The organism is Corallococcus sp. M7, from assembly GCF_054512695.1.
This window is the reverse complement of record NZ_CM137252.1, coordinates 6,086,289-6,101,532: the sequence shown is the minus strand read 5'-3', so window position 1 is coordinate 6,101,532 and position 15,244 is coordinate 6,086,289. Positions and strand designations below refer to the sequence as shown.

General features: G+C 70.5%; 15 protein-coding genes. 11 read left to right on the top strand and 4 right to left on the bottom strand.

Going from position 1 to position 15,244, the window contains the following annotated elements; translation table 11 throughout:
- Positions 1-31: 31 nt before the first annotated feature.
- A complete protein-coding gene (locus tag ACX114_RS24375) occupies positions 32-1,015 on the bottom strand; it encodes a hypothetical protein (RefSeq protein WP_459288272.1) in 984 nt (327 codons plus the stop codon).
- Between the two features lie 87 nt (positions 1,016-1,102).
- On the opposite strand from ACX114_RS24375, the gene ACX114_RS24370 reads away from it, so the two are divergent.
- Positions 1,103-3,199: a peptidylprolyl isomerase gene (locus ACX114_RS24370; protein WP_459288270.1), complete on the top strand. Its 2,097-nt coding sequence runs from the start codon at positions 1,103-1,105 to the stop codon at positions 3,197-3,199.
- A gap of 1 nt (position 3,200) precedes the next feature.
- On the opposite strand, the gene ACX114_RS24365 is transcribed toward ACX114_RS24370, so the two are convergent.
- The gene (locus ACX114_RS24365; protein WP_459288268.1) at positions 3,201-4,322 is read right to left on the bottom strand and encodes an HD domain-containing phosphohydrolase; all 1,122 of its coding nucleotides are present in this window, start codon (positions 4,320-4,322) and stop codon (positions 3,201-3,203) included.
- Positions 4,323-4,568: 246 nt separating this feature from the next.
- Between ACX114_RS24365 and ACX114_RS24360 the strand changes: the two genes are divergently transcribed.
- The 4 genes from ACX114_RS24360 to ACX114_RS24345 all read left to right on the top strand — a co-directional run bounded on the left by ACX114_RS24360 (position 4,569) and on the right by ACX114_RS24345 (position 8,775).
- Entirely contained in the window at positions 4,569-5,570 is a 1,002-nt protein-coding gene (locus tag ACX114_RS24360; RefSeq protein WP_459288266.1) for an NAD(P)H-dependent amine dehydrogenase family protein, read from the top strand.
- Between the two features lie 20 nt (positions 5,571-5,590).
- A complete protein-coding gene (locus ACX114_RS24355; RefSeq protein WP_014397671.1) occupies positions 5,591-6,040 on the top strand; it encodes a MaoC family dehydratase N-terminal domain-containing protein in 450 nt (149 codons plus the stop codon).
- Entirely contained in the window at positions 6,040-6,744 is a 705-nt protein-coding gene (locus ACX114_RS24350; RefSeq protein WP_459288263.1) for a MaoC family dehydratase, read from the top strand. Before ACX114_RS24355 ends, ACX114_RS24350 begins: the two co-directional genes overlap by 1 nt.
- A gap of 351 nt (positions 6,745-7,095) precedes the next feature.
- Complete coding sequence (locus tag ACX114_RS24345; protein ID WP_459288261.1) at positions 7,096-8,775, top strand: acyl-CoA dehydrogenase; 1,680 nt, start codon at positions 7,096-7,098, stop codon at positions 8,773-8,775.
- A gap of 60 nt (positions 8,776-8,835) precedes the next feature.
- On the opposite strand, the gene ACX114_RS24340 is transcribed toward ACX114_RS24345, so the two are convergent.
- Both ACX114_RS24340 and ACX114_RS24335 read right to left on the bottom strand, forming a co-directional pair.
- Positions 8,836-9,291 (bottom strand): ExbD/TolR family protein, encoded by a 456-nt coding sequence (locus ACX114_RS24340; protein WP_459288260.1) that lies wholly within the window; start codon positions 9,289-9,291, stop codon positions 8,836-8,838.
- Positions 9,292-9,306: 15 nt separating this feature from the next.
- Positions 9,307-10,038, bottom strand: a complete 732-nt coding sequence (locus tag ACX114_RS24335) for a MotA/TolQ/ExbB proton channel family protein (RefSeq protein ID WP_459288258.1) — start codon at positions 10,036-10,038, stop codon at positions 9,307-9,309.
- A gap of 42 nt (positions 10,039-10,080) precedes the next feature.
- Here ACX114_RS24335 and ACX114_RS24330 point away from each other — a divergent pair, with 42 nt between their 5' ends.
- From ACX114_RS24330 to ACX114_RS24305, 6 genes are read left to right on the top strand one after another with little or no spacing between them, the layout of a single operon-like run.
- A complete protein-coding gene (locus ACX114_RS24330; protein WP_459288256.1) occupies positions 10,081-10,911 on the top strand; it encodes a DUF4292 domain-containing protein in 831 nt (276 codons plus the stop codon).
- A gap of 59 nt (positions 10,912-10,970) precedes the next feature.
- Positions 10,971-11,720 (top strand): GspE/PulE/PilB domain-containing protein, encoded by a 750-nt coding sequence (locus tag ACX114_RS24325; protein ID WP_223741404.1) that lies wholly within the window; start codon positions 10,971-10,973, stop codon positions 11,718-11,720.
- 9 nt (positions 11,721-11,729) lie between these two features.
- Entirely contained in the window at positions 11,730-12,740 is a 1,011-nt protein-coding gene (locus ACX114_RS24320) for a GspE/PulE/PilB domain-containing protein (protein ID WP_459288253.1), read from the top strand.
- On the top strand, positions 12,737-13,774 hold the full coding sequence (locus tag ACX114_RS24315) for an ABC transporter ATP-binding protein (RefSeq protein ID WP_459288251.1): 1,038 nt from the start codon (positions 12,737-12,739) through the stop codon (positions 13,772-13,774). The genes ACX114_RS24320 and ACX114_RS24315 overlap by 4 nt, the downstream gene beginning before the upstream one ends.
- Positions 13,771-14,826: an ABC transporter ATP-binding protein gene (locus tag ACX114_RS24310; RefSeq protein WP_459288249.1), complete on the top strand. Its 1,056-nt coding sequence runs from the start codon at positions 13,771-13,773 to the stop codon at positions 14,824-14,826. Before ACX114_RS24315 ends, ACX114_RS24310 begins: the two co-directional genes overlap by 4 nt.
- Positions 14,795-15,202, top strand: coding sequence for a DUF2085 domain-containing protein (locus ACX114_RS24305; protein ID WP_459288247.1), 408 nt, complete (start codon positions 14,795-14,797; stop codon positions 15,200-15,202). The genes ACX114_RS24310 and ACX114_RS24305 overlap by 32 nt, the downstream gene beginning before the upstream one ends.
- Positions 15,203-15,244: the final 42 nt, after the last annotated feature.

The following is a 15,244-nucleotide window of genomic DNA, read 5'->3' as shown; positions in this document are numbered from 1 at the left end:
CACGTCCGGCGCGGCAGCGAAATCCTCGGGCCTACTCCTGGCGCTTCAGGCCCATCAAGGTGCCCAGCACCGCGATGACGCCGCCGAGGATGCCCAGGAAACAGCCGATGCTCGGCGACGAGTTCATCATCTCCGCGTTGCCCATGGGCGACGGCACCAGGGTGGTGTCCGAGGAGAGCTTCAAGAACACCAGCGACCAGATGAGCGTCACCACGCTGCAGACCATCTGCGCGCCCCACGGCAGCATGGGGTTCACCCAGGTCATCACCTCACGCGCCCGCAGGCCCACGAAGACCATGGTCGCGACGGCGAAGATGAAGGACACGAACCCCAGGCTGATGAGGCCCAGGAAATCGCCGCCCTCCGCCGTCTCCTTCCACGGAATGAAGCAGGAGAGCACCACCAGCGTCGCGCCCCAGAACGCGATGCGGTCGCCGCCCTGCAGCTCGCGCAGGAACGAGCGCGCGTCGTCCAGCAGGACCTCCGGATCGTCGATGGGCGAGCGGGGCGACTCCAGCTCCCGGGCCTCGCGGGACCAGGGGTCCGCCACCGCGTCGCCCCCGTCGTCCTCTTCCTCCTCGACGGGCGCGGGAGCCGGGGCGCGGCGGGCCGGCGCTCGGGCGGGAGCGGCCTTGGCGGCGCCACCTCCCCGGGCGGGAGGCGCGGCGCGCTGGGCCTTCTCCCGGGCGATGTCGTCCATGCTCCGCACGTTGGTGGCGTCGTCGCTCGGCGGCGGCGCGGCGGGGCGGGCGCCCGTCCTGGCGCGGGCCGGAGCGGGGCGTGCGCGAGGCTCCGGAGCGGCGCGGGCCGGAGGGGGCCGCGAGCGCGGCGGAGGACGGATGCCGGTGCTCTCGTCATCGCCGCCGGAGTCCCCCTCATCCCCGGTTCCCCCAAGGAAGGACTCGTCGATGATGTGGTCGCAGTGGGGGCAGATGGCGGTGTCTTCCGCGACCTTGCGATTGCAGCCTGGGCAGTTCAGGGCCGGTGCTCCGGGAGGGGGGAAACGGCCCGACATCTTCCCGGCCCCGGCGCGGGGCTGTCAAACCCGTTCAGCGCCATAACCCCTGGATTTTCGCGGGGAATTGACCTAGCCCATTCGGACATGGCCCGCCTGCCCGCCGCCGTGTCCGCCGGTTTCCTCCTCGTGAGCGCCTGTGTCCGCTCGGTGCCGACGCCCGACGTGCCTCCGCCCCCGGTCGAGCCCTCCCAGGTCATCACCCAAATCCAGGACTGGGAGGACCGCCGCTCGCTGGGAGGCGGTGAGCTGGTGCGGCTCGCCACCTCCGCGCCGGAAGTGGCCGTGCGCGTGCGTGCCTTCCGGGCCCTGGCGCGCATCCAGGACGTGGCGACCTTGGACACAGTCCTCTCCGGGCTGACGGCGCCGGACAAGGCCGTGCGCGACGAGGCCGCCTTCGCCGCGGGCGAGCTGGCTCAATCGTGGGAGCCGCTGCCGGACGACGCACGCGCGACGCTCACCGAGGCATTGGTGCGAGCGGAGGCCTCGGAAGCCGACGGTTGGGTGCGCATCACGCTGCTGGAGGCCCTGGGCAAGCTGGCGACGCCTGGCGCGGTGGAGGTGCTGACGGCCCGCCTGTCTCCAGCCAATGGCCCCTGGTCCGAGGCCGCGGCGACGGCGCTGGGCGTGGCCGCGCGCAAGGCCGGAGCAGCGGCCGTGGCGAACATCCCGCTGGAGACGATTCGCGAGCTGCTGAAGTCCCGCGTACGAATCGAGGTGAACCTCGCCGGGGCATACCTGCTGGCTGCGTCGAAGCGGCCGGATGCCGCGGATGCGCTCCGCTCCTGCATGGCCAATGCGCATCCGGACGTGAGGGCCCTCTGCGGGAAGGGCCTGGGCGACGTGGGCAGCCCGAGGGACACGATGGGGCTGCACCTGTTGATGGGCGACCCCACGCCCCGCGTGTCGGCGGAGGCGGCGCGTGCGATGGCGAAGCTCGCCGCGAAGTGCGAGGCCAACTCGCCCTGTGCACCGCTGCTCTCACTGGAAGGCCAGGCGCACCGGGCGAAGCGGGTGGCGGAGGGGAAGGCGGCGGAGGGCCACGCGTTGCTGGCGCTGGCGCAGCAGGGACTTCCGCTCCAGGGCCGGCCGGTGTTGGCGCGCCTGAGGAGTGCGCTGGCGGAAGCAGACCGCGCGGCCGTGTCCGAGGAAGCCCACGCGGACCTCGCCTGGCTGGACTGCCGTTTCGCGGCGGCCATGGACCGGCAGCAGGGCACGCTGGAGCAGGTGCGCCAGTGCGGCTACGGCCGCGTCCCCGAAGCCCGCTGGCTCGCGCTGGGCCTGCACGAGGTGGCGCAGTTCAAGGGGCAGCCCACCGGCGCCGCGTTCGCGGTGCCCTATCTGAATCACGTGAGCCCCATCGTGCGCGGTGCCGCGCTGGACGCCCTCTCCGAACGCCCCGTGTCCGAGGCGATGGCGCCCATCCGCGCGCTCATCGGAGGAGGGGACGCGGTGGTGGCGGGGCTGGCCGCGTCCGCCGCCGGCAAGCTGAAGGACGCCGAGGCTCTGACCGCGGTGCAGGCCCTGGCCGACCGCGTCCCCAAGGAGCCGGACCTGGCGGAGGCGGTGGCCGGCGCGCTGGTCGCGTTGCAGGGAAAGGCCGCGGAACCCCGTCTGCGCGAATGGCTGGCGCATCCGCACGCGAACGTGCGCCGGGTCGCGGCCGAGTCCCTCACGTCCCTCACGGGCGCGCCGGTCCGTTCCGCCCGCGTGGAGCTGCCTCCGGAGACGTACCGTCCGCCGGCCGCGCCCCCGGGCACGACGCTCACGCTGCGCACGCGCAAGGGCGACATCACCGTCCTGTTGGATCCGGAGGCGCCGCTCACGGGCGGCAACCTGGTGGCGCTCGCGAAGCAGGGCTACTTCCGGGGCATCACCTTCCACCGCGTGGTGCCGGACTTCGTCGCGCAGGGCGGAGACCCGCGCGGAGACGGGGAGGGTGGCCCCGGCTACTCCATCCGCTGCGAGATGACGCGCCGGCCGTATGCGCGGGGCACGGTGGGGATGGCGCTGTCGGGCAAGGACACCGGCGGCAGCCAGTTCTTCTTCACGCACTCACCGCAGCCGCACCTGGATGGCCGCTACACGGCCTTCGGTGAAGTGACTCAAGGCATGGACGTGGTGGACGCGCTCCTGGAGGGCACGATCATCGACGACGTCATCGTCGGCACCCGCGCCCCGTGAATCAGGCTCCGGCGGCGCGCGCGGGCACGGGCTGTCCGTTCGCGTCGAGCTTCGCGCCCGTCCAGCGGTGGCTCTCCGCCTCCTCCATCACCTCCACCTCGCGGCGGATGCGGGCCCACTCCGTCTCCGGCAGGCCCAAGAACGCCTCCGCGAGCATCGGATCGAACTGTGTACCCGAGCAGCGGCGGACCTCGTCGCGCGCCACGCTCATGGGACGCCCCTTGCGATAGGGCCGGTCGGAGGTGATGGCGTCCAGCGTGTCCACGAGGCAGAAGATGCGCGCCCCGATGACGATCTCCTCGCCCTTGAGCCCCAGCGGGTAGCCCTTGCCGTCCCAGCGCTCCTGGTGCTGCAGGACAATGAGCGCCGCCTCGTGCAGGTACGGCATCTTCGCCAGCATCCGGTAGCCGAACTCCGGGTGCAGCTTCATCTCCACCCACTCATCCGGCGTGAGCGGCCCGGGCTTGAGCAAGATGGAGTCGCGCACGCCAATCTTCCCGATGTCGTGCAGCAGCGCGCCCTGTTCCACGACGTCCAGCGCGGGTCCAGTGAGGCCGATCTCCTGCGCCAGCCGCCGCGCGTACAGCGACACGCGCCTGGAGTGCCACTGCGTCTCCGTATCCCGGTAGTCCAGCGCGCTGATCAGCCCGTCCAGAAGGCCCGTGGTGCGTTCAATCACCCGGCGCTCCAGGCCCTCGTTGATGGCCAGCAGCTCCGCGTTCTTCTCCGCGACCTCGCGCGTCAGCCGCTCGTTGGCCGCCACCAGCCGGTGGTGCTCGAAGGCCTGCCGGATGCTGCTGGTCAGCTCGCTCAGCGCCCACGGCTTGCCCAGCAGCCGGAAGACCTCGCCCCGGTTCACCGCCTCCGACGCCGTCTTGAAGTCCGCCGCAGCGGTCAGCATCAGCCGCACCGCGCGAGGGTTCTTCTCCCGGAGCGCCGACAAGAGCTCGATGCCGTTGAGGTACGGCATCATGAAGTCCGTCAGGACGACGTCGAACCCCTGCTCCCGCGCCGCCACCACCGGGTCGCTGTGTGTCACGACCTCGTAACCCTCCGCGTGGAGGATCCGGGACAGCGCCGCGAGGATGAGCACGTCGTCGTCCACCACGAGGATTCGGGCCATGGGCTGATACGCTCCGAGCGAGTGGGCTGCGGTTTTCTCAGACTCTTATAGCCGGTCCGCATGCGGGCAAACAGGCCCCCCCAAGCTTTCCAGTGCCGCCAAACTACCGGAATTCTTGAAGTTTCCCTCAAACAGGCGGTCGCGGGACTCCACGTCCTGCTTGCCTGCCCGTCGAGCCGTGTTCTATGGTGGCCGCCTACCCAACGTAAATGGCTGTAACCCCTTGGAATTCGGGAGCAATCTCCGATGGCTAGAGCCCCAGATGGGCCGGTGCCGGTGGTGGTGATGGGGCTGGGGTTCATCGGGCAGGAGATTGCCAGGGCAGCCCTGTCGTCCCCCGAAGTGGAGCTGATCGGCGCGGTGGACTCGCAGCCCTCCCTGGTGGGTCGCCCCCTGGGCGACGTGCTGGGGCAGGCCGGCCCGCGCTTCAAGGTGTCGGACTCGCTGGAGAAGGCCGTGGGGCGCCGCAAGGGCGTGGTGGTGCTGCACGCCACCAGCTCCCGGCTCTCCCAGGTGATGGATCAGCTGCTGGACGCGCTGAAACTGGGCCTGCCGGTGGCCAGCACCTGCGAGGAGCTGGCGTTCCCGCACCTCAAGTACCCGGAGCTGGCGGACAAGCTGGAGCGCGCGGCGCAGAAGGCGGGCGTCGCCATCGTGGGCACGGGCGTGAACCCGGGCTTCGTCCTGGACCGCCTGGTGGCCACCGCTGGTCAGGTGTGCGGCCCCGTGCGCAAGGTGACCGCCAGCCGCGTGGTGGACGCCCGCACGCGCCGTGAGGCCCTGCAGCGCAAGGTGGGCGCGGGCCTGACGGAGGAGGAGTTCTTCGACCTGGTGGACCGCGAGGAGCTGGGCCACGTGGGGCTGGTGGAGTCCGCGGCGCTGGCGGCGCTGGGGCTGGGGCTGGACTGCGACGACTTCGAGGAGGAAGTGACTCCTGTTTTCGCCGAGGAGGAGATCTCCGGCGGCGCATTTGTCGTGAAGAAAGGCCGCGTCGCGGGCATGTTCCAGTCCGTGGTGGGTTTGGAGGAGGGGCAGGAGCGGGTCCGCCTGGAGCTGACCATCGCGGTAGGGGCGGACAACCCACGGGATCGCATTGAGATCGACGCGGATCCCAAGCTGGTGCTGGAGATACCGGGGGGAGTGGCGGGCGACCGGGCCACCGCGAACGCGCTGGTGAATGCCGCGCCACGTTTGACGGCCGCGGAGGCCGGGCTCCTGACGGTGCTCGAGCTTCCGTCAGGACGCTGAAGACTCATCAGGAGAGGGAAATGCTGGACAAGAACGCGATTGGCCGCGCCTCGCCGCCGACGCTCAACGAGGTGGAGAAGGGCGCCATCCGGCGCTTCGCCGAAGCTATCGGCGACTACAATCCCATCTACTACGACGAGGAGTACGCCCGCGCCTCGGGCTACCCCACCATCGTCGCGCCGCCCACGTTCCCCGCGTCGTTCCATTCCGCCGCGGACCTCCGGGAGCTTCTGGGGGTGGGCATCAAGAGCCTGCTGCACGCCGAGCAGGGCTTCGACTACGAGCGGCCCATCTTCGCGGGGGACCGCATCTACGTGTCCACCCGCGTGTCGGACGTCTTCGAGCGGCCGGGCATGTCCGGCAAGATGGACATCGCGGTCATCGAGGACGAAGGCCGGGACGAAGAGGGCAACCTCGTCTTCCGCGCCCGCCGGACCCTCGTGGTGCGTGCCGCCAAGGAGAACGCCTGATGCCCGCGCGCAAGCTCTACTTCGAATCCATCCGCGTCGGTGACGAGCTGCCGGCGCTGGCCAAGGCCCCGGTGGACCGCGTCCAGCTGTCGCGCTACGCGGGCGCCTCCGGCGACTACAACCCCGTGCACGTGGACGAGCTCTACGCCAAGAGCGTGGGCATGCCGTCCGTCTACGCCCCCGGCATGCTCGTCATGGGCATGTTGGGCCAGCTCATCAGCGACTGGGCCCGGGGCGGCCAGCTGCGGCGCTACAACGTCCGCTTCATCAAGATGGTGTGGCCGGGCGACACCGTGGTCTGCAAGGGCCGCGTGAGCGACCGCCACGGCTCCGGCGGCCGGTACTTCGTGGAAATCGACCTCTGGGCGGAGAACCAGAAGGGCGAGCTCGTCATGAAGGGCGGCTCGCAGATCCAGCTCTTCTACTCGCTGGAGGACGAGAACCGGCAGCGCTCCGGCCAGTCCCCCATCGTGGTGGAGGTCCCCCGCGAGAGCTTGGTCGTCCCGGCGCCCGCCGCCCCGGAAGCCGCCTCCAGCGCCCCGGCGCCCGCCGCCCCGGAGCGCGACCGGGACGAGGACGACGAGGACGAAGACGAGGAGTCGGACGAGCCCCGCTCCGGCGCCTCGTCCAAGAAGACCGCTCCCCGGGAGAAGCCCGCCGCGAAGACAGCGTCCCTCCCGGCCGCGAAGAAGGCCAAGAAGTAGGCGTTCCAAGACGAAATCCCGCGTTCGAGAAGGGCGGCTTCGACCGCTCGTCAACGCGGGGTGTCATCTTGGGTTGACTCAAAAATCAGTCGACGCCACACTTCCTGCGTCACATGGGCCGCTGACCCTTACTTTTTCCCGCCCTGCGGGAAGCAGGCAGGCAGCGAGCCCCTACGCAGGAGTGGCCATGTCCGCCGGCATCAACACCTACAAGACCGACCTTCGAGAGATCTTCTTCACGCTGTTCGAGCAGTTCGGCTTCGGCCAGGTGGCGGGCACGGCCCCCTATGACGCCTGGGACCGGACGAGGCGAAGGCGGTCCTCACGGAGACGTACCGCTTCGCCCGCGAGGTGCTGGGGCCCCTCAACTCGGTCGGTGACCGTGAGGGCTGCCGGGTGGAGAACGGCTCGGTCTTCACGCCCAAGGGCTTCAAGGACGCGTGGGGCAAGCTCTACGAGCAGGGCTTCAAGACGGTGGCGGTGAGCCCCGACCACGGCGGCCAGGGCGCGCCGATGATGCTCCAGGTGACGGTGGAGGAGATCCTCTCCGGCGCCAACACGGCCTTCAACATGTACCCGGGCCTGGCGTTCGGCGCGGCGGAGGTCATCGCCGAGTGTGGCACCCCCGCGCAGCAGAAGCAGTTCGTGGAGCGCATGCTCAACGGCACGTGGGGCGGCACCATGTGCCTCACCGAGCCGCACGCCGGCTCCGACGTGGGCGCGGCCAAGTCCACCGCGAAGCGCAACGCGGACGGCACCTACAGCATCAAGGGCACGAAGATCTTCATCTCCGGCGGCGACCATGACATGGCCGGGAACATCATCCACCTGGTGCTCGCGCGCATTGACGGCGCGCCGGTGGGCACCAAGGGCCTGTCGCTGTTCATCGTCCCCAAGCTGCGCATCAACGCGGACGGCTCCTCCGGCCAGTCCAACGACGTCACCGTGGCGTCCATCGAGCACAAGATGGGCATCAACGGCTCGGCCACGTGTGTCCTCAACTTCGGTGAGAACGACGGCTGTCTGGGCGAGCTCGTGGGCACGGTCGAGCACGTGGGCATGAGCCAGATGTTCAAGATGATGAACGGCGCGCGCATCGCCGTGGGCATCCAGGGCGTGAGCCTGGCGTCGGCCGCGTACTACAACGCGCTCGACTACGCGAAGGACCGCAAGCAGGGCTCCCACTTCACCAAGTGGAAGGACCCGTCCGCGCCGCGCGCCTCCATCATCGAGCACCCGGACGTGCGCCGCATGCTGCTGGACATCAAGGCGCACGTGGAGGGCATCCGCGCGCTGGTCATCAAGCTGGCCATGCACCTGGACAAGGCGAAGCAGCTGGCGGGCAAGGACGACGACGCGGCCACCTACCACAAGGGTCAGGTGGAGGTGCTGACGCCGCTGGTGAAGTCCTACGGCTCCGACCAGGCCTTCCGCCTCTGCGCGCAGGCCATCCAGGTGTACGGCGGCGCCGGCTACATCCAGGACTACCCGGTGGAGCAGTACACGCGCGACTCGAAGATCTTCTCCATCTACGAGGGCACCAACCACATCCAGGCCATGGACCTGGTGGGCCGCAAGATGGGCCAGGCGGGCGGCGCGCACTTCCAGCAGTTCATGGGCGACGTGGGCAGCTTCGTGGAAGCGCACCGCGAGCACCCGGTGCTGGGCGAGGCCGTGAAGACGCTGGCCGGCGCGCAGGAAGGCCTGATGTCCAGCGCGATGGCGCTGTTCGGCTGGTCGCAGGACGCGGGCCGCTTCCCGCTGATCCCCCTGTCCGCGAACCGCTTCCTCAACATGATGTCGGAAGTGGCCGTGGGCTGGCTGCTGTTGGACGCGGCCGTCATCGCGGAGAAGGCCGCCGCCAACGTGGCCGCCGACCACCCGGACAAGGCGTTCTACGAGGGCAAGAAGTTCAGCGCCCTGTGGTACGCGCGCAACGTGCTGCCCAACGTGGAGTACGCCGCGCGCCTCATCGCCACCGAGGACACGTCTCCGATGGACATCACCGACGCGGCGTTCGGCGGCGTCTAGGGCACCTGAAGTCCTGAAGTGAAGAAGGCCCTCCGGCACATGCGCCGGGGGGCCTTTTGCTTAGTTGCCTTCGCGCACGCCGATGGCGAGCTGCGCGAGGCCGGCCTTCTTCGCCAGCTCCATCACCTGCACCACGGTGCCGTGGGGGACGCCTTCGTCCGCCTGCACGATGACCACCGTGTCGGGGTTCTGGTTCTTCGCGGTGTCGAAGGCCTGCTTCAGCTCCGCTTCCGCGACGACGTTGCCCGCGAGCACGAAGCGGCCGTCCGCCAGCACCGCCACGGACAGGTCGGTGGTCTTCGCGGTGACGTCCGCGGCGCCGCCCTTGGGCAGGTTCACCTTGAGGCCCGCCTTCGCGCCGCCCCCCGGGCCCTGCTGGGTGATGACCGAGCTGGTCACCATGAAGATGATGAGCAGCACGAGCATCACGTCCGTCAGCGGCGTGATGTTGATCTCCGCGAAGCCCGCGCCCTCCACCTCGTCGTCGCCCGAGCCGGGCGTCTTTCCCATGGCCATGGTGGGCGTGTCTCCTTACGAGGCGGGCTGCGGATCCGGGCGCGAAGCCGGGGGCGTGGTGCTCTCGCGCGGGGGCGGCGTGGCTTCCGGCAGCGGGCCACCGGCGGAGCGCTCCTTGAGGACCTCCGCGAACTCGTCGCCCAGCAGGCGCAGCTCCACCAGCACGCGGGACAGCCGGGCCTGGAAATAGTTGTAGAAGACCATCGCCTGCACGGCGACGAGGATGCCCACGGCGGTGGCGACGAGCGCCTCGGAGATGCCCGTCATCACGGCCGCGGAGCCGCCGGTGCCGCCGGCCTCCACGTCCACGCCCAGGTCCTTGAAGGAGCGCATGATGCCGGCCACGGTTCCGAAGAGGCCCACGAAGGGCGTCGTCGAACCGATGGTGGCGAGCAGCCACAGGTTGCGCCGCAGCTTGAGCCCCACCTGGGCGCGCTCGCGCTCCACGGCGGTCTCGATGCCGTTGCCGCCCGTGGAGCGGGAGCGCTCCCAGCGGTCGAACCCGGCGAGGAAGATGTCGGCCGCCACGGCGTCGGAGCGCTCGGCGGCGGTGCGGGCGGCGGCCATGTCACCCCGGAGGAGGTGCTTCTGGACGATCTCCCCCAGGTTGCGGGAGCGCTCGCTCACGCCCCAGAGGGCGATGAGCCGCTCGATGGCCACGCCCAGGGCCACCACGGAGGCGCCCAGGAGGAGGGCGAGGGTGACGCCGCCCAGGCGAAGGTAATGAAGTAGATCGTTCAGGCTCATGATGGATGACCGGGCAGGCGGCCCTGGCTCACACTAGGACATATGAACCGCGCAGCCGCCGCAATCTTCCTGGTCCTCCTCTGTTCGGCCTGCCCCAAACGTCTCGAGTTCGGTCCGGAGGGCCGCATCGAGGACGCCCAGACGCTCTACCAGCACGTGCGCGAGCGGCAGGCGAAGGTCGTGAACCTGGAGGGTGACGCCAAGCTGCACGTGGACTCACCCCAGGGCAGCGGAACGCTCTCCACCTATCTCTCCATCACCCGCCCGGCCCTCATCCACCTGGAGACGTACGACTTCTTCAACCGCCCGGTGGCCTCGCTCGTCTCCGACGGTGAGCGCTTCGGCATCTACCAGGCGCGGGAGAACACGTACCTCCAGGGCCCGGCGAGCGCGGAGAACGTGTCCCGCTTCCTGCCCGTCGTCCTGCCGAGCGAGGAGCTGGTGGCGGTGATGCTGGGCCAGGTCCCCCTGCTGCCGCCGGAGTCCATGACCCTGGAGCTGGACGAGAAGGAGCGGGTGTACGTGCTCAAGCTCCAGCGGGGCCCGGCCACGCAGACACTGCGCGTGGACCCCAAGCACCTGCGCATCGTGAAGAGCGAGGTCCGGGGCGTGCCGGGCTACGACCTGGCGTTCGAGGACTTCCAGCAGCGGGGCGACCAGTTCTTCCCGGACAAGGTGCACCTCATCGCCGCCTCGGCGGACACGAAGCTGGACTTGAAGTACACGGACATCCGCCTCAACGGCCGCCCGGACCTGACGCTCTATGAAATGGGCGCTCCCGAGGGGGCGAAGGTGGTGGACGTCGACGCGAGGGGCCAGGAGGTCCGGCCGGAGGGGCCGGTGTCTCAGCCGCCCCCCGCGCCGGGTTCCTGAGCTTCCAGGCGTCGAAAGGCAGCGTCCCGGCGCAAACCGGGTACTATGGCGCGCACGACATGGCACAGATCAAGCTTGGAGAACTGCTGATCAAGGCGAACGTCCTGCAGGAGAGCCAGCTCAAGGCGGCGCTCGCCGAGCAGGCCAAGTGGGGCGGGAAGCTGGGCGAGATCCTCGTCCGGATGAACCTCGTCTCCGAGGACATCCTCGTGCGCGCCTTGTCGAAGCAGCTGGGCATGCCGGCGGTGAACCTGGACTCCGTGCAGATGGTGCCGCCGCACGTGAAGGCCAAGATTCCGGCGCAGACGGCGCGCGACTTCTCCGTGGTGCCGCTGCAACTGCGCGACGACGGCAAGACGCTGGTGGTCGCCATGTCGGATCCGCTCAACGTGCGCGTCCTGGACGAGCTGCGCGCCCTGTCCAAGTGCCGCATCGTGGCCAACGTGGCCGGGCGCACCTCCGTGGCGCGGGCGTTCGCGCGCCTCTACGAGGAGACGGCGGAGCTGGAGGACGCGGACACCAACTTCAAGGTGGTGGACGCGCAGGGCCGCACCGTCGTGAAGAACCTCAAGGACCTGGATCCGGCCGCCGCCGTCGCCATGTCCCCCAAGCCGGCCGCCGCTCCGCCGCCCCGTCAGGCCCCCCCGCCAGAGGCGCCTCGCGCGGCCTCCGGCAGCCCCGCGGAGCTGCTCAAGAGCGTGGAGGAGGTCCAGCGCAAGGAGGTCGCGGCGCTGAAGGCCATGGTGGAGCTGCTCATCGAGAAGGGCGTTTTCTCCCGCGAGGAATACCTCGCCAAGGTCAAGCGGTAGCCCCCGGCCATGCGCAAGAAGATTGGTGAGCTCCTCGTCCAGGCCGGAGTGGTGACGGACGAGCAGGTGAAGCAGGCCCTCGCGTCCGGACGGCGCGGCCAGGGCCGCAAGCTGGGTGAGGTGCTGGTGTCCATGGGCCTGTGCACGGGCCGGGACATCGCGCGGGCGCTGGCGGCGCAGCACGAGCTGCCGTTCGTGGAGATCCCCGAGTACATCCCGCATGCGGTGTCCTCGCTGGTGTCCATGGACTTCCAGACCGAGCACCGGGTGCTCCTCTTCGCGGCGGAGCAGGACGGCCGCAGCGAGAAGATCCACGTCGCGGTGGAGGACCCGGGCAACCTGATGCTGGTGGACGAGCTGCGCTTCCAACTGCGCAAGCCGCTCAAGGTGTTCGTCGCCGCGCCGGACGATATGGAGCAGGCGCTCTCTCGCGGACGGGGCGAGCCCCTGGACATCGTGGAGGCAGAACCGATGGACATGGACGAGGACGATTCGCCGGACATCCTGCCGTCGCCGCCGCCCCCTCCGGCCGCCGCGCGCGCGCCCACGCCGCCGCGTCCGCCCGCGCCGCCGACGCTGGACTGGGACCTGCCGCCGCCGCCGCCCAACGACTCGGGCGCCGACGGCGCGGAGGTGCTGGAGGACATCCTGGGCTCCACGCCCCGTCCCAAGGTCCCCAAGGCCCCGCGTCCGCCGCCTCCGCCCGCCGCGGCCCGTCCGCCGCCGCCTCCGCCCTCCGCGGAGCCGGAGGATCCGAGCAAGCCGCGCGTGCCGGTGGTGCTCTTCGGCGGCGCCGCGCAGGGCGTGAAGCCGTCCGTGGCGCTCACGCCCAAGCCGGACTTCTCCGAGGAGGACCTGGCGGTGCTGGACGACATCGACCGCATCTCGCGCGGTGAAGAGGCCAGCCTGGACACGGAGAAGGTGAAGCCCGCGCGCATGGTCGCGAGCCTCATCCGCCTGCTCATCCGCAAGGGGCTCATCCAGGAGGCGGAGTTCCTGGAGGAGCTGGCCCAGAAGTGACCGGAGCCGCGCCGTCCCCCGAGGCTCCGGCCGGCGCCGTGGCCCCGCTCCTGGACGTGCGGGGGCTCGTCACCCAGTTGTCGCTCCCGCGCGGCACGGTGCGCGCGGTGGACGGCGTGTCCTTCACCGTTCCTCCTGGCGGCACGCTGGGGGTGGTGGGGGAGAGCGGCTGCGGCAAGAGCCTGACGGCGCTGTCGGTGATGCGGCTCGTTCCCCAGCCGCCCGGCCGCGTGGTGGGCGGCGAGGTGCGCTTCCGGGGCGAGGACCTGCTGGCCCTGCCGGAGAAGGAGATGCGGAGCGTGCGCGGCCGGCACGTGGCCATGGTCTTCCAGGAGCCCATGACGTCGCTCAATCCGGTGTTCACCGTGGGCGAGCAGATTGGCGAAGGCGTCCGGCTGCACCTGGGCGCCACGAAGGCGCAGGCGCGTGAGCGCGCGGTGGAGATGCTCCGGCAGGTGGGCATCCCGGCGCCCGGCGAGCGCGTGGATGCGTACCCGCACCAGCTCTCCGGCGGCATGCGCCAGCGCGTGATGATCGCCATGGCGCTCGCGTGCGACCCGGCGCTGCTCATCGCGGACGAGCCCACCACGGCGCTGGACGTCACCATCCAGGCCCAGATTCTGGAGCTGCTCAAGCGCCTGCAGGCCGAGCGGAACATGGCGGTGATGCTCATCACCCACGACCTGGGCGTGGTGGCGGGGAGCTGCGACGCGGTGGTGGTGATGTACGCGGGCCGCATCGTCGAGCAGGCCCCGGTGCGCGAGCTGTTCGCCCGGCCCGCGCACCCGTACACGGCGGGCCTCTTGCGCTCCATCCCGTCGCTGCACGACGCGGGCGCGGCGGGGGAGGGCGGACGCCAGCGCCTGAAGGCCATTCCGGGCATGGTGCCGTCGCTCACCGCGCTGCCGTCCGGGTGCGCGTTCCGCGACCGGTGCGACCGCGCCTCGGAGCTGTGTGCCCGCGTCACGCCCGTGCTGGAGCCGAAGCGCGGAGGCCAGTCCGCCGCCTGCCATCATCCGGTGCCCGCGCCATGAGCGAACCGCTGGTCCAGGTGCGCGACCTGAAGGTGCACTTCCCCGTGAAGAGCGGCCTGCTGGGCCGCACGCGCGGCACGGTGCGCGCGGTGGACGACGTGTCCTTCGACGTCGCCCGCGGCGAGACGCTGGGCCTGGTGGGGGAGAGTGGCTGCGGCAAGAGCACCCTGGGCCGCGCGGTGCTGCGGCTCATCGACCCGACCTCCGGCTCCATCCGCGTGGCCGGGCGCGAACTCACCGGCCTGTCGCAGCGCGAACTGCGGCCGCTGCGCAGGCAGATGCAGCTCGTCTTCCAGGACCCGTACGCGTCGCTCAACCCGCGCATGACGGTGGGGGACATCCTCGCGGAGCCCTTCGCCATCCACGGCCTGGCGAAGGGCAAGGCGCGCGAGGACGAGGTGCTGGCGCTGCTCGACGCCATGGGGCTGCCCCGCGAGGCGCGCCAGCGCTACCCGCACGAGTTCTCCGGCGGCCAGCGTCAACGCATCGGCATTGCACGTGCCATCGCGTTGCGTCCGGAGCTGGTGGTGGCGGACGAGCCCATCAGCGCGCTGGACGTCTCCATCCAGGCGCAAATCGTCAACCTGCTGGTGGACCTGCAGCGCGAGCGCGGGCTCACCTACGTCTTCATCGCGCACGACCTGAAGATTGTTGAGTACGTGTCCACGCGTGTGGCGGTGATGTACCTGGGCCGCATCGTGGAGGTCGCGCCGTCCCGGGCGCTGTACGCCGGGCCCCGCCATCCGTACACGCAGGCGCTGCTGTCCGCGGTGCCCGTGCCGGATCCGGAGCGTCCCCGCGCGCGGCTGCTGCTGCCAGGAGAGCCGCCTTCGCCCCTGTCGCCGCCGACCGGTTGCGCGTTCCATCCGCGCTGCCCGCATGCGATGGAGCGCTGCCGCCGCGAATCACCGCCGCTGTATCCCCTGGGCGGAGGCCACGCCGCGGCGTGCTTCCTGGCCGAAGGGGATTCGCGCGACGTGCAGGACGGGTCCGCTGTTTCCACGTCCGGAGGAGGTGCCGGTGTTCTGGCTCAGCCATCATCACCCGGATGAGTACAACCGCACGTACGTGCTCGCGGGCGTGCGCGTGTGCGCGCGATGCCTGGGCACGTATCCGGTGCTCGCCGCCGTCTTCGTCGGGCTGTTCGCGCTGAAGGCGCCGCTCCAGTGGGAGTGGGACGTGCCGGTGGTGCTGGGGCTCACGCTGCCCGCGCTCGTGGACTGGGCGGTGGGACGCTTCCGGCCCGCTTCCGGGTCCAACGCGGTGCGCACGCTGACGGGCATCCTGTTGGGAGTGGGGCTCGGCCGCTCGCTGTACGTGCATGTGCAGCGCCCGTTACCGGCGGTGCTGCTGGCGCAGGCACTTCTGGTGACAGGGGTGGCGGTCCCTGTCATTCTCGCCACTTACCGGCGGCCACGGCCGGAATAGACCTTTCGCGCACGGCTGTCCGTTACAGGCCGTGGGCGGTGA